This is a genomic window from Nitrospira sp. (assembly GCA_024760545.1).
In the GTDB taxonomy this organism is placed as follows: Bacteria; Nitrospirota; Nitrospiria; order Nitrospirales; family Nitrospiraceae; genus Nitrospira_D.
Genome location: CP060501.1, coordinates 583,584 through 597,280, shown reverse-complemented (window position 1 = coordinate 597,280; position 13,697 = coordinate 583,584). Strand labels below are relative to the sequence as shown.

At 56.1% G+C, this 13,697-nt stretch carries 12 protein-coding genes; 8 read left to right on the top strand and 4 right to left on the bottom strand.

The genetic code is table 11. The annotated features are described in order from the left end of the window. The first annotated feature begins 20 nt into the window (after positions 1 to 20). The 6 genes from nuoI to H8K03_02835 all read left to right on the top strand — a co-directional run bounded on the left by nuoI (position 21) and on the right by H8K03_02835 (position 6,482). A complete protein-coding gene (gene nuoI, locus H8K03_02860; protein UVT20877.1) occupies positions 21 to 563 on the top strand; it encodes an NADH-quinone oxidoreductase subunit NuoI in 543 nt (180 codons plus the stop codon). A 50-nt stretch (positions 564 to 613) separates the two neighbouring features. Continuing rightward, a complete protein-coding gene (nuoJ, locus tag H8K03_02855; protein UVT20876.1) occupies positions 614 to 1,111 on the top strand; it encodes an NADH-quinone oxidoreductase subunit J in 498 nt (165 codons plus the stop codon). Beyond that, positions 1,111 to 1,410 carry an NADH-quinone oxidoreductase subunit NuoK gene (gene nuoK, locus H8K03_02850; GenBank protein ID UVT20875.1) on the top strand — a complete coding sequence of 100 codons (300 nt, stop codon included), beginning with the start codon at positions 1,111 to 1,113 and terminating at the stop codon, positions 1,408 to 1,410. Before nuoJ ends, nuoK begins: the two co-directional genes overlap by 1 nt. A 139-nt stretch (positions 1,411 to 1,549) precedes the next feature. Next, positions 1,550 to 3,439, top strand: coding sequence for an NADH-quinone oxidoreductase subunit L (gene nuoL / locus H8K03_02845; protein ID UVT20874.1), 1,890 nt, complete (start codon positions 1,550 to 1,552; stop codon positions 3,437 to 3,439). A gap of 5 nt (positions 3,440 to 3,444) precedes the next feature. Then, positions 3,445 to 4,998, top strand: a complete 1,554-nt coding sequence (locus tag H8K03_02840) for an NADH-quinone oxidoreductase subunit M (protein ID UVT20873.1) — start codon at positions 3,445 to 3,447, stop codon at positions 4,996 to 4,998. Beyond that, a complete protein-coding gene (locus H8K03_02835) occupies positions 4,995 to 6,482 on the top strand; it encodes an NADH-quinone oxidoreductase subunit N (protein ID UVT20872.1) in 1,488 nt (495 codons plus the stop codon). The genes H8K03_02840 and H8K03_02835 overlap by 4 nt, the downstream gene beginning before the upstream one ends. A 375-nt stretch (positions 6,483 to 6,857) precedes the next feature. On the opposite strand, the gene H8K03_02830 is transcribed toward H8K03_02835, so the two are convergent. Next, positions 6,858 to 7,547, bottom strand: coding sequence for a hypothetical protein (locus H8K03_02830; protein UVT20871.1), 690 nt, complete (start codon positions 7,545 to 7,547; stop codon positions 6,858 to 6,860). A gap of 51 nt (positions 7,548 to 7,598) precedes the next feature. After that, the gene (locus H8K03_02825) at positions 7,599 to 8,867 is read right to left on the bottom strand and encodes an MFS transporter (GenBank protein UVT20870.1); all 1,269 of its coding nucleotides are present in this window, start codon (positions 8,865 to 8,867) and stop codon (positions 7,599 to 7,601) included. A gap of 130 nt (positions 8,868 to 8,997) precedes the next feature. On the opposite strand from H8K03_02825, the gene H8K03_02820 reads away from it, so the two are divergent. Beyond that, on the top strand, positions 8,998 to 9,636 hold the full coding sequence (locus H8K03_02820; GenBank protein ID UVT22358.1) for a J domain-containing protein: 639 nt from the start codon (positions 8,998 to 9,000) through the stop codon (positions 9,634 to 9,636). 876 nt (positions 9,637 to 10,512) lie between these two features. After that, a complete protein-coding gene (locus tag H8K03_02815) occupies positions 10,513 to 11,091 on the top strand; it encodes a DUF1566 domain-containing protein (GenBank protein ID UVT20869.1) in 579 nt (192 codons plus the stop codon). A 128-nt stretch (positions 11,092 to 11,219) separates the two neighbouring features. Here H8K03_02815 and H8K03_02810 read toward each other — a convergent pair whose 3' ends face one another. Together H8K03_02810 and H8K03_02805 are read right to left on the bottom strand one after the other, a co-directional pair. Next, a complete protein-coding gene (locus H8K03_02810) occupies positions 11,220 to 12,425 on the bottom strand; it encodes an amidohydrolase family protein (GenBank protein ID UVT20868.1) in 1,206 nt (401 codons plus the stop codon). Positions 12,426 to 12,428: 3 nt separating this feature from the next. Continuing rightward, a complete protein-coding gene (locus tag H8K03_02805; protein UVT22357.1) occupies positions 12,429 to 13,607 on the bottom strand; it encodes an alanine--glyoxylate aminotransferase family protein in 1,179 nt (392 codons plus the stop codon). Positions 13,608 to 13,697 lie beyond the last annotated feature (90 nt).

Below are 13,697 nucleotides of genomic sequence, written 5' to 3'. Positions count from 1 at the left end.
CTTGTAGAGCTGCCGTACGTATGAAGAGCACATGGATATATGCCCGTAATCTGGTCGTGGGGTTATGGATCGTCTTTAAACGGACCTTTACGCAGCCGGTCACCGTTCAGTATCCAGAAGAGCGACCCTATTTGCCCCCACGCTGGCGGGGGCGGATCGTCCTCACCAGAGATCCAGACGGAGAAGAGCGCTGTGTCGCCTGCTACCTCTGCTCTGCGGCATGTCCTGTCGATTGTATTGCGCTTCAGGCCGCGGACAATCCAGAAGCTCAAGAACGTCGCTATCCTGCTTTCTTCCGGATCAACTTTTCGCGGTGCATCTATTGTGGCATGTGCGAGGAAGCCTGTCCGACCAATGCGATCCAACTTATCCCGGATTTCGAACAGAGTGAATATGCACGGCGGAACCTGATCTACGAGAAGGAAGACCTCCTCATCAGCGGGACCGGCAAGTATCCCGACTATAACTTTTATCGAGTGGCCGGCGTGAAGACACGCGACAAAGACAAGGGGCAAGGTGAACACGAGCTTCCACCGGTGGATGTAAGAAGTTTGATGCCCTGAAGAAGTGCTGAGCACGAAGCCTCGTTTTGCTCAGCACTCACTCTTGTACTATGGAAATTCTTTTCTACATCGCCGCCGCCGTAACTCTACTTGCGACGGTGCGCGTCATCACGCATGTGCATGCGGTCCACGCGCTCCTCTACCTGGTCGTGGCGCTGATCGCGTTGGCACTGATTTTCTATTTGCTCGGCGCGCAGTTTGCCGCGGCGCTCGAAATCATCATTTACGGCGGTGCCATCATGGTGCTCTTCATTTTTGTCGTGATGCTGTTGGGGCCGCTCGCGGTTGAACAGGAACGGACCTGGCTCACGCCCGGCGCATGGGTGGGACCCAGTATCCTGGCTCTGATCCTCCTGGGGGAAGTGGGATACCTCATTGCGGCTGGGGACCATACCGCGATTGTTGCCACGGAAACGAGACAGAAAGGTATCTCTATCGCCCTCTATGGACCCTATATTATTGGGGTGGAATTGGCTTCCATGTTGTTGCTGCCTGGGCTGATCGGCGCCTATCACTTGGGGCGTCGTATACCAAAGGAATCTCGTTGATGTTGAGCACGCCTGCACTCGTGTTGGCCATCATGCTGTTCGGTCTTGGATTGATCGGTTTATTGAGTCGTCGGAACATCCTGTACATGCTCCTGTCGCTCGAAATCATGTTGAACGCCGCCGCTCTCGCGTTCATTGCCGGGGGAGCCCGTTGGGGACAAGTCGATGGCGAGATCATGTTCCTGTTCATCCTCACCCTGGCGGCGGCTGAGGTCTCTGTGGCACTGGGGATCGTGCTGCAGCTGTCACATCGGTTTCGAACATTGGACGCCGATGCATTCTGCGAGATGAGAGGGTGAGCATGTGAACGATCGATCGAAGGACAAAGGGTTTCTGGTTTCGAGTTTCTGGTCTCATGGTGTGCTTTATCCGTCTCGAAACAGGAAACTCGAGGCACGAAACGTGTTCTAGCGGGATTCACGTACGACGAGAGACGAGATGATCAACTTGATTTGGCTGATTCCAGTGCTTCCGCTCGCCGGTTTTCTGGTGTTGGCGCTGTGCGGAGGGCGTTTGTCCCGGCACCAGGTTGCGTGGGTCGGTTGTGGTTCAGTGGGGGCAGCAGCCGTGGCCACTGCGCTTGTCGCCGCGGATTTTCTCCCGATCTTTCCCGGTCGTGAGTCTTACCATCAAACGTTGTGGAATTGGATCGATACGTCCGGGATGACGGTCGGCATTTCCTGGTACCTGGATGCGCTGTCACTCTTGATGGTGGCGGTGATCACCGGCATCGGCTTTTTGATCCATCTGTACTCCGCCGAGTACATGGCAGACGATGAGGGATACGCCAGATTTTTTGCCTATATGAATCTGTTCGTGGCCGCCATGCTGACGCTGGTGCTGGCGGACAATCTCCTTCTGCTCTATCTGGGCTGGGAAGGGGTGGGACTCTGCAGCTACCTCTTGATCGGGTTTTGGTATCGCGAACCAGAATACGGCACTGCCGCGCAGAAGGCCTTTATCGTCACTCGCATCGGAGACACTGCGTTTGCCATCGGGCTATTTATCCTCTTCACGCAATTCAAAACCTTGTCGATCCAACAGGTCCAGAGCCTTGCGACAGAGGCGTGGCCGGTTGGGTCAAACCTTGCCATGATCGTGGCGGTGCTCTTCTTGATCGGGGCGGTCGGGAAGTCGGCGCAATTGCCGCTCCAAGTGTGGTTGCCGGACGCAATGGCCGGCCCCACGCCGGTGAGCGCGCTGATTCATGCGGCCACGATGGTGACGGCAGGGGTCTACCTCATTGCCCGCATGTATCATCTGTTTACGCTTGCCCCGTTGGTGCAAGAGATCATCGCGGTGCTTGGCCTGGCCACGTTGCTGCTTGCTGCGACGAGCGCGCTGGTTCAACACGACATCAAGCGGGTGCTCGCGTATTCGACGATGAGCCAGATCGGCTATATGTTTCTGGCGCTCGGTGTCGGCGCCTGGTCAGCCGCGCTCTTTCATTTTCTGACCCATTCGTGCTTCAAAGCCTTGCTCTTCCTTGCAGCTGGATCAGTCATCCACAGCCTTCATCATGAACAAGACATTTTCCGGATGGGCGGACTTCGGCGGCATCTGCCCTGGACCTTTTGGACATTCTTGATCGGGGCCGCGGCTATGTCAGGCGTTCCTCTCATTACGTCAGGGTTTTACAGCAAAGACTGGATCTTGTGGTCTGCCTGGTCCTCACCCTTAAGCCATCGGTGGATCTGGTTTGGTGCCTTATTCGGGGCGCTGCTGACTGGCCTCTACAGCTTCCGGCTGATCTTTCGAGTGTTTTTTGGTGAGGTCCGCACGCAGCCGACCGGCGAACCAGGTTTGGCCATGCGTGTACCTCTGGTGGTACTGGCCTTCCTTGCGCTCACCGTTGGTTTTCTCGAGATGCCTCACACGCTTGGAAATGTGACCCTGTTCAGTGACTACTTGTCGCAAGCGCTTCCAGCAATGGAGCTGCTTCCTGGAATGGATGAATCAAATGAAGCTCGTGAACAGATTGCCGTCACAGTCGCGGCACTGCTTGGGATTGGGTTGGCCGCTCTTCTGTTCCTGCCTGGCGCCCTCTTTACTGCGCGATGGTCAGATCAATCCAAGGATCGGCCTTCGGTGACCTTACTGCAAGGAGGGTGGGGGTTCGATCGACTGTATGATCGCATGTTTGTGCGACCATGGTGCTCCTTGACCAGACATCCAGGTGATATTCTCGATCGCGGGTATGAGTGGCTGGCCGTTGGCGCTGCATCCTGTCATGGCTGGATGAGTCACACTCAGACGGGGCATGTCCGGTGGTATGCCGCCACCATTGCCGTTGGGACACTGATGTTAATCGGTCTCTTTGCAATGTGAATGCGATGGTCCTCTGGCTGCTCATACTCATTCCAATTCTCGCGGCGCCCCTCGCCTGGATGGGGCAGCAGTGGTCGCGCCATGCTCCTCGTTGGATCGCACTCAGTGCCATGTCCGTTGATTTTCTGCTGGCGTCCTTCTTTGGGAGCCAAGGTCTCTCGCTTCAGGCGTCAGGCCATGGGGCATGGCTTGTAGAAAGTCACGTCAGTTGGATTCCCCGCTGGGGCATCAGCCTGCATCTTGGCCTCGATGGGCTGAGTGTGATCCTCATTCTGTTGACGACCTTCGTTGGGGTCGTTGCCATCATTGCCTCCTGGACAGAAATCCAGAACCGGGTCGGATTGTTTCATTGTAACGTCCTGCTGGCCCTTGGTGGGGTCATCGGGGTGTTTCTCGCTATCGATCTGTTTCTGTTTTTCTTCTTTTGGGAGCTCATGCTCGTTCCCATGTATCTCCTGATCATCATCTGGGGCCATGCACAGCGCCGGCACGCTTCATTCAAGTTCTTCTTGTTTACGCAGGCAGGCAGCTTGGTGCTGCTTGTTGCGATTGTGGCCCTCGCACTCCTGCATCAACAGGCGACAGGACGACCGAGTTTCGACTATGCCGATCTGATGGGACTGACCCTATCCAGCGAGATGGCCAGGTGGTTGATGCTGGCATTTCTCATTGGGTTTCTTGTAAAGCTGCCGGCGCTTCCCTTCCATACGTGGCTGCCGGATAGCTACACAGAGGCGCCCACCGGAGCAACGATCATCCTCGCCGGGATCTTGGCTAAAACCGGCGCCTATGGGTTGCTGCGGTTCACGGTCCCGATGTTTCCGGAAGTGATCAGTGATGTTGCTCCCTTAGTCATGGGACTTGGGGCGCTTAGTATTCTCTATGGAGCGGTGTTGGCCTGTGCACAAACGGATATCAAGCGACTGGTGGCCTACAGCAGCATTAGCCACATGGGATTCATCCTGCTCGGTGCCTTTGCTGGGACGGAGTTGGCGCTGCACGGAACGGTGATGCAGATGGTGGCGCATGGGTTGAGCACCGGCGGCCTCTTCCTGTTGGCTGGCGCGCTTCAGGAGCGTTACCAGACGAGGGAGATGGGGCAGATGGGAGGACTGTGGAGTGTGACGCCACGCCTTGCCGCGATGGCGCTCTTCTTTGCCTGCGCATCACTGGGGTTGCCTGGCATGGCCAATTTCATCGGTGAATTTCTCATCCTGTTCGGATCCTATGCGGCTCAACCGTTCATGATCATTCTGGCATCCATCGGCATGGTTATGGCAGCCATTTATTCTTTAGGCATGATGCAGCGTACATTCTTTGGCCAGCAACGAGATGCCCGTATGGCTCCGGACCTGTCGAATGTCGCGTTTGGGACATTACTCTTCATGGCAGTCCTGCAGATCTGGCTTGGTCTCTACCCGAAGATAGTATTGACCACCGCGAGGCCGGTCATGGAACAGCTTGTACAGTCGGTAGTGGCGTCACCCAATCCGACTCACTCGCCATCAGGATCTCTGCTGTCGTCCCACATTGGGACCTCGCAAGGGAGTGCCCCATGACACTCCAAGACTTCATTGCCCTTTCACCACTCCTAGATCTTGGGGCCTTCTCCCTTGTGACCATGCTCGCGATTGCCTGTCGGCGACACCATGCACGCATCGCCATCTTCGCGTTTGTGTCATGCCTCCTCACGCTGGCAACATTACCCTGGGCGGCCACGGTGGCCCCACGAGCCGTGACGACCTTGCTGGTCGTGGATGGACATGCCTTGTTGTACATGGGACTCGTCCTGACTGCCACGATGGTCATCATCGCATTATCTTACCGATACTTGAATTTCCAGTTTCGTGAGAAGGAAGGTGTGGAGGAATATTATTTGCTTCTCCTGCTGGCCACCTTCGGGGGATTGGTCCTAACCACGGCTGCGCATTTCGTGTCGTTTTTTCTTGGGTTCGAACTCCTCGGTCTGTCCCTCTGTAGTCTGATCGGGTACTTACGCACGAGACGCCATCCGCTCGAAGCCGCGGTGAAATACCTGCTGTTGTCCATCACCGCGTCCGCGCTCCTTCTGTTCGGTCTAGCGCTTCTGTATTTCGAAAGCGGTGCCATGACCTTTCACGGTGTGGGAGCAATCATGAAACAGGCGCAGTCCGTTCCTGCACTGTGGTTAGGAGGATTAATCCTGGTTCTCATTGGGATCGCCTTGAAGCTCGGGCTCGCACCGTTTCATATGTGGATTCCCGATGTATACCAGGGAGCGCCTACTCCCATCACGACCTATATCGCAACCGTCTCCAAGGCAGCAGTGGTGGCATTGCTACTCCGATTCGCCACCGAGGTTGGGGTGTTGGAACTGCCTCCGGTTGTCCATCTGTTCAGCCTCCTGGCGGTTGTGTCAATGGTCACGGGGAATGTCCTTGCGCTCTTACAACAGAATGTGAAACGGCTCCTGGCCTATTCCTCAATCGCCCACTTTGGCTATGTGCTGGTCGCGCTGCTGGCTGGTGGTCCTCCCGCTGCCGAAGCAGTCACCTTTTATGTCATCGTATACTGTGCCATGTCGTTGGGTGCCTTTGGCGTGGTGACGGTGTATTCGAGCGAGGGAGGGGACAAGAATCGTTTCGAGGACTATCAAGGGTTGTTTTGGACGCGGCCCTGGCTCGCCGCCATGCTGGCGCTGAGCCTGTTGTCCTTGGCCGGTATCCCGGTGACAGCGGGGTTCATTGGGAAGTTTTATGCAATTGCGGCTGGCGTCGACGCCGGTCTGTGGTGGCTGGTACTGGCGCTGATCGGGAACAGCGTCGTCAGCCTGTACTACTATCTGCGACTGATCGTGACGTTGTTCGACGAAGAGCCGGCACAGGCAACCGCTCTTCAAGGACTGCCTATCCAATCTCTCCAGACGGCAGGCTGGACGGCTGCTTTCTCTCTGGGATTCGTTGCCTCGATCATTCTCATGTTAGGACTCTATCCAGGACCACTGATGGAAGTGATCCGAGATTCTGTCAGTAACCTGCTCATGGTGGCCGTGCAGAGACCATGAATCAGTTCGAGCCGTGTACTCCATACCAGTAGCCGCGCTCTACCAACGTGGTTTGTCGGTTTGCATCGAAACGACCACACAAACCGGCAGAAGTGTACCACCTCTTGTCTGGACTATCCGATGAAACGCTGTTGCCCCTCATGGCCAAGAGCAAAGGAGAAACGATCAAGCGGCAGGTGTCGGCCTTCTTCACCACGTTTTAGCATGTGAAGCCGATTCTGACGGGTACCGATCTGAAGGCAATGGGATTAAAACCAGGCCCGCAATTTAGGAAGATCCTCGACCGGTTGCTCGATGCAGGCCTGAACAGGGAGATCAAAACGGAATCGGAAGAGAGGAACTTGGCGACTAAACTCGCCGGCCTAGGAAGACTCGCTAGTTCGTCGGAATGATCGAGGCTGAGACCTCATTGGGCAGCAGCAGGGTGGCCATCGGTCGGTTCTGTTCGTCCGCTTGAATGAATGCGAAAAGCGGCACAGGCTGCGGCACGCCTTCAGGCGGCAACGCTAACATCGCCGGAAAATCGATCAGCGGCGAGAGTGTGGTTTGACTGGCGAGACGGATACGGAAGGCCATCAATACGTCACGCAGGCGTCCGGACTTGGCTTCCTCCGATAGCGCCTGAGAAGGGGCGATGCCCATTTCCCACAGAGGCTTCGTAACGGTAATCGGGAAACTGATACCCAGCTTTTGGGCATCCGTTGTCACATCAATCAGGAAACCAGACTGAATAGCTTCTTGCCGATTCGTGATCAACTGATTCACCGGTCCTTCTGCCTTGACCTCGGGTGCTTTTCCTAAGCTTGCGGGACTTTCGAGCTTTGGTTCTTCCGCTGTCGGCAGCGAGGGATCTGCTTGAACCGTTTCCTTCTCTTCTCGAATCGCTTCGCTAGGCGCCAAGGTCGAATCATCTGGCAGAATCGGAAGCGCTTGGATCAGCCCGTCATAGATTCTCCTCGCAGATTCCGACCAACCAGGATTGAATGGACGACCTGAAAACGCCGCTTCTGCAGCTTTTCGCTCGTCATGGGTCAAGACTCTTGGGGTTTGATTGGGTGTGTTCATCGTAAGTTTCAGAATAAACTCGAAAAATCTAAAGTCAAGGGTGGAAAGACTCTAGTCGGGCAGACGACGACCTTTGGTTTCCTGGGCAAAGAGCAAAACTACCAGTCCAATCAAATAGATAAGGGCGATGGTGCTGGCCGCCCGGCTGAAGGAGCCGAGCGTCGTGACCAGCCATCCCGTGAGAAATGGCGAGGCCGAGGCCAGCACGCGACCTGCATTAAAGCAAAATCCGGCCCCGGTTGCCCGTAACTTCGTCGGATACAATTCCGGGAGATAAATCGGAAACCCGCTGAAAATCCCGTTGTTAAAGAATCCTAAGATCGGTAGGAGCATCAAGATCCCGCTATAACTCGATGGTATCAGGTAAGTGACCGGTAACATGATGAAACTCCCCAAACACATCAGAGCGAACACCGGTCGACGCCCGAAGCGATCAGCAAGTGGGCCGAAGCCCAGGTAGCCAAAGATCGCCCCGGCGTTCAACGCCATTATGGCGTAGCTGACGTATTTGGTGAGCGTCGCCGGATCCTCTCCCTTGAGGTCCGGCAACTCACGAATAAGGGTCGGCGCCCAATTTGTGGAACCCCAGAGACCGAATACCGCGACAAAGGCAAGCGCGGTTCCCACCAACGTTGATCGCCGTAAATCACCATGAAAGATGGCCGTCAATGGGATAGCGTGCTCCTCATGTGCATGGGTCCAGCGTTCCGGTTCCTTGACCCACCACCGGACGAAGAGGGCAACGAACGCAGGAGCGATACCGATCACAAACAAGCCGCGCCATCCATAGGTTTCCTTCAATGTGAGATTCATCGTCGCAGCCAGAAAAAATCCCACCGCCCACGCTGACTGGAGAACACCCGCCGCTTTGGCGCGCTTATCTTCCGGCCACGTCTCAGCCACAATCGCGGCACCTGCCGCCCATTCACCGCCGATGCCGAGTGCTGTGAGAAAGCGGGATAGTGCAAGATGCCACCAGGTCTCAGCCAATGCAGCGGCCCCGGTGAACACGGCGTAAATAAGGATTGTAACGATCAGGACTTTCGTGCGTCCGAATCGATCGGCGAGCACGCCGAACGTGATGCCGCCGATCGCCCAACCGATGAGAAAGATGGAAAAGATGATCCCGCCGTACCATCCGATTTGCTCTGTCGTCGGAGGACCACCGCTTGCGGAATGCAACAGATCGTGGAGGGCCGGATGGAGGACAATCGCGTAAATTGTCGCGTCCATCGCATCAAAGACCCATCCCAACCAGGCGACGAATAAGACCAACCACTGATAGCTGGTCACCCCGGATCGCCAAGAGAGAGTAGTCATGCTGTCGATCTATGTCTGCGAGATTTCTTCAGTCAGCGCAGTGGTCGGCGCTACAGTGCGCGCAAGGCTAAGGAGGATCTCTGCTACTGTCAAGGTGAAGCTGATGAGACCCCATGCTATAGTTCGTCGCATGGCGCGATCGAACTACTATCAGGTGCTGGGCGTTTCACGGGAGGCGTCCGACGACGAGATCAAGAAGGCCTATCGCAAACTGGTATTTGAGCACCATCCCGACCGCAATCCTCACAAGACGGATGCCGAAGAACGGATCCGCGAGATCAACGTCGCCTATGAGATCGTCGGTGACCCAGAAAAGCGCAAGAGCTACGATCGGTTAAGTTGGGGAGATGAGCCGCGCTCAGCGGCGGCTGATCCCGGCCTCATTCTCGATGAAATCGAGCAGAAGTTGTTCGATGAAGGCCGGAAGGAAGTGTTCGCGATCTTGATACCGAATGTCGCACGGGTGCGCGAGGAATTGAAGGTGATTCGAGAACGGACAATCCAAGCACAGGGCTATGATTCATTCCTGGAGCCGATAGTCACGACCCGGGCGTCCGAAATCATGGAAGACCTCGTCACGGAGGACATGAATAAGCGGAAGCGACGCCTCGTCGAGGTAGCCATGGAGATGATGGTCTCTCAGGGGATAGTCAAGCGGGGGGATGAACGAGCAATCCGGTCACTCCGCGCTCGCCTGGATGAAGGTTTCTGCAAAGGCCGTGTCCAAGGCGTGGCGTCGGCGCTGGAGCTGTTCTACGAACGGCGATAGTCTCGTTCGATGCCGGATGAAGTAGAGCTGCCTAGTGCGGAGAATGAGGCCGGTACATTTTTAACGTTCTAGCGATGTGCGCACATTCAGATGAATCAATCCCGATGTACCAGCATAGGTTTTCATTCAGCTGATTTCGATACAGTCGGTCAAAGTCGGCTAGACCTGACTGCGCGAGTTCGTGCGAAGCGGCATGATTTCCACGGTGATTAGGCTGTTCATCGGATTTCAGTGTGTGCGCCGACGACAGCACAGGACTTGCTGCGCACATAGAGCAAGTCCCAGGCTGGGAGAGGCTGGGTAGCCTCTCCCAGCAACCCATCCCCTTGTGAGACACGGCCAGGGTCGGCGAGTCCGGCGCTGAGCAACAATCATTACCGCCGGGTATCGTCGCCATCTCGCCATTCCAACTTGACTTGGCGCTCAGTCCTTAGGATTCAACCGCAGGACTCACAACTCAGTATTTCCTCATCAGTACCTCACCGTCACCCATCCCATGACTCGGCTGTCGCCTATTCCTCCACGGCCTAACAGCCGTGACTTTTTGCATAGGCCGGTGAATCACCTGCTCCATTCGTGATTCGAATACTGAGGATGCCGTATGGATCGGATCGGATCAGATCAGATTCACTGGATCGGTTCCCATTCAACCGATTCGATACAGTCGGTTGAAAACAGCCAGCTCTGGTCCCGCGAGCACGCGCGAAACCACCTGATTTTCCACAATGCTTGTGCCAGTCAGAGAATTTGAAGCGTGTTGCGGGGGAAAAGCACAGGATTTGCTATTTCTACGTAGCAAGCGTCAAGCCGGTAGTATTTCGGTATCACGTACGCGAGAACAGAGGTGATCCACCCTCAACAGAGGAGGGGAGCTATATGAATACCATGCGATACACATGGCCGGGTGCGGTCGTAAGCGTCGTCCTCGCTGGCAGTGGACTCTTGATGAATTATGGGACCGAGGTCCCTTCGGCGAATACTCAGACTTCGTTGGCCAATCAACTGACTGTGATGATCGACAGGCTGAGTCAGATCACAGCGCCCGTCGGGGAGTCATCAATCAAGCGATCTCACCCTGCGAAGGGTATCACCAACTCGTCTGCCACGCGCTTTGTCGCAGCCTTCCCTGGTGCGGTTCTGGATAAGCAGACAGGATTGGTATGGGAAGAGACGCCCGATGCCACTCTCAGGACCTGGACCGATGCGACTCGCTACTGTGCGAGCAAGACGGCGGGGGGCACAATTGGGTGGCGGTTGCCTTCGATGGTGGAGCTCAAGAGTGTGCAGGATCAGTCGATGGCGTCGCCGTCTGTCTCAGCGAGTGCCTTTTCTGGCCACCAGTCGACCATCTATTGGTCGACATCAACACCATCGAAGTTTTCGATCAGCGGCAATGCGTCTTACACGTTCCCCGCCTGGTGCGTGCGTGGAGGCGTGAATTCGGAGCAGTATTGAAGATTCGCTGATCGACTCCGTTCCAAGGGGGAGGTGTAGGGGGGAGACAGCTAGAACTGTTTAGTCTTTCGTCAAGTCGCCAAACCGGACGATTCATCACAGTGACAAATGTCGATCGAGTGATGGCGTTACTTGGCGAGCAGACCTGACACGAATTTTCCGGCCTTCATCACCCCCATAATCTTGTCACGGTCTCGCAGCATCTCGATCCGTCGAAGGGGATTTCCCTTCAGGATGACAAGATCAGCCTCCATTCCCTTGGTCAGTGTTCCGACTGAGTCCTGGATCCCGATCAATTGAGCCGCCGTCGAAGTCGAGGCGACGATGGCTTCCATCGGTGTCATGCCGAAGGCCACCATACGCTCGAGTTCCTGCGCATTGTCTCCATGGTAGTTGAACGGTGTTCCGGCATCGGTCCCCATGGCGATGGAGATGCCGCTTTGGTGCGCATGTTTGAAACTGGCCCGATGGCGCTTGGTCATGGCCTTGGCTTTGTCTAACGCACTCTCGGGAATGCCGCAACTCGGTCGGCAGGCTGCCGTGGTCGCCAGGGCTGAAAGGGTAGGAACCATGTAGACCCCATACCGCTTCATGAGTGCGCCAGATTCATCATCCAACAACGTTGCATGTTCGATCGAATGCACACCTGCGTGAATCGCGTTCTTCATCCCGGAGGCTCCGTGGGCATGGGCCGCCACTTTTTTTCCCGCTTGGCGTGCGGCATCGACTGCGGCCGCAAGTTCCTGCGTGGTCATTTGCGCCTCATCCGGCGAGGTGCCGGGTGTCAGCACTCCTCCCGAAGCGATGATTTTGATGACCCCCGCCCCGGCGGCAACTTGGTTAGCGACAGCTTGCCTGACTTGCTCGGTTCCTTCGACTTCTTGTCCAATGAACCGCGCATGACCACCGATCATGCAGATGGCAAGACCTGCACCAACGATTCGCGGCCCAGGGAGAAGGCTAGAATCGATCGCCTGTTTCAGGGTAAAAATCGAATGATCCCGAGATCCTACGTCGCGCACCGTGGTGAATCCTGCGTCGATCGTCGCTTTCGCATGCTTGGCCGATTTCAGCAACGTATACGACGGATGTTCTGATTCCAGCGTGGCGACCACATCTGCTTCGCCTCCCAAACAGAGGTGGACATGGCAGTCGATGAGTCCCGGAAGAATCGTGAGGCCGCGGCCGTCGATACGGATAGCCCCCTTCGGGATCGTGACAGCGTTGCTTGGGCCGACCGCCGTGATTCTGGTATCTCGCACGAGCAGCGTCGTGCTGTCGTGAACGGCTCCCGTCCCATCGATGAGGCGAGCGTGATGAATGGCAATCGTCACAACCTAGCGTCCTACACTATAGGTATGCGCTGCCGCCTGCAGTGCAATGCCTGGGGTCGAAATCCACTTGTTTCGAATGCCGATCTCTTCCAATGCATTCAGGAAAGTCAGCACGTTGGCTTCGGTAGACGATTCTCCCATCAATCCGATTCGCCAGACTTTCCCCTTAAGATGCCCGAGGCCTCCGCCGATTTCTATGCCCGATGTTTCGAGCAATTGAGATCGGACGCTCGCTTCATTGATAGGTGTGGGAACCGTGACACAGATCAGCGTCGGAAGTCGGTGATCAGGAGGAGGCAACGGCTCCAACCCGAGCGCGATCAGTCCCGCCATCAGCGCGCGACTGTTCAATTCATGCCGGGCGAACCTGGCAGGAAGTCCTTCTTCTTTGATCAGACGCAAGGCCTCCCGCAGGGCATACAGCATAGAAATCGGTGCGGTGTGATGATAGGTCCGACTATGCTCTGCCCAGTAATCCGCGATCAGGGCTAGGTCAAAATACCAGCTTTGACAGGGAGCACGCCGATTCTTGATTACAGAAAGTGCGCGCTCGCTTAAGGTCAAGGGCGCCAAGCCAGGTGGGCAGCTGAGACACTTTTGCGTGGCGCCGTAACACACATCGATGCCCCATTGATCGACCTCTACGGGGACCCCGCCAAGCGACGTGACCGCATCGACTATGAGCAGGACGTCGTATGTGCGACAGATCGCGCTGATCGGTTCGATGGGTTGCCACGCACCCGTGGAGGTTTCAGCGTGGACGAGTGCAACCGCCTTCACCGGCCCCGACCGTTGGAGAATCGACGAAATTGCGTCCGGTTCGATGATCTGGCCCCAAGGAACCTCCACACGAATAGCCTTGCCTCCGCAACGTTCAACGATCGTTGCGAGCCGAGTGCCGAACACCCCGTTGATGCCTACGATCACGGCATCACCCGGCTCCACCACGTTGACGACCGCTGCCTCCATACCAGCTGACCCGGTACCAGAGACCGCAATCGAAAAACGATTGGTGGTCGCAAAGACATGGCGCAAGAGGGACTGGATGTCATTCATCACTCGCAGGAAAGTCGGGTCCAAATGTCCCACGATCGGAGTCGCCATGGCACGCAGCACCCGGGGATGAACCATGCTCGGACCGGGGCCTAAGAGCAATCTGCGCGGTGCAGTAAATTCGTCCATCACAAAAAAGGCCCTTTGAATGTCGCGGGGTTAGTATAGCCAACTTCAGAAGGCAAGGCCATGCGGAAAATTCCACGCCGTCCTACTCAG

What these genes read in the sequence shown, in the direction of transcription:
- nuoL (UVT20874.1), top strand. Translation starts at nt 1,550, where the DNA reads ATGATCAACTTGATTTGGCTGATTCCAGTGCTTCCGCTCGCCGGTTTT.
- H8K03_02815 (UVT20869.1), top strand. Translation starts at nt 10,513, where the DNA reads ATGAATACCATGCGATACACATGGCCGGGTGCGGTCGTAAGCGTCGTC.
- H8K03_02840 (UVT20873.1), top strand. Translation starts at nt 3,445, where the DNA reads ATGGTCCTCTGGCTGCTCATACTCATTCCAATTCTCGCGGCGCCCCTC.
- H8K03_02835 (UVT20872.1), top strand. Translation starts at nt 4,995, where the DNA reads ATGACACTCCAAGACTTCATTGCCCTTTCACCACTCCTAGATCTTGGG.
- H8K03_02830 (UVT20871.1), bottom strand. Translation starts at nt 7,547, where the DNA reads ATGAACACACCCAATCAAACCCCAAGAGTCTTGACCCATGACGAGCGA.
- H8K03_02805 (UVT22357.1), bottom strand. Translation starts at nt 13,607, where the DNA reads ATGGACGAATTTACTGCACCGCGCAGATTGCTCTTAGGCCCCGGTCCG.
- nuoK (UVT20875.1), top strand. Translation starts at nt 1,111, where the DNA reads ATGTTGAGCACGCCTGCACTCGTGTTGGCCATCATGCTGTTCGGTCTT.
- nuoI (UVT20877.1), top strand. Translation starts at nt 21, where the DNA reads ATGAAGAGCACATGGATATATGCCCGTAATCTGGTCGTGGGGTTATGG.
- nuoJ (UVT20876.1), top strand. Translation starts at nt 614, where the DNA reads ATGGAAATTCTTTTCTACATCGCCGCCGCCGTAACTCTACTTGCGACG.
- H8K03_02820 (UVT22358.1), top strand. Translation starts at nt 8,998, where the DNA reads ATGGCGCGATCGAACTACTATCAGGTGCTGGGCGTTTCACGGGAGGCG.
- H8K03_02825 (UVT20870.1), bottom strand. Translation starts at nt 8,867, where the DNA reads ATGACTACTCTCTCTTGGCGATCCGGGGTGACCAGCTATCAGTGGTTG.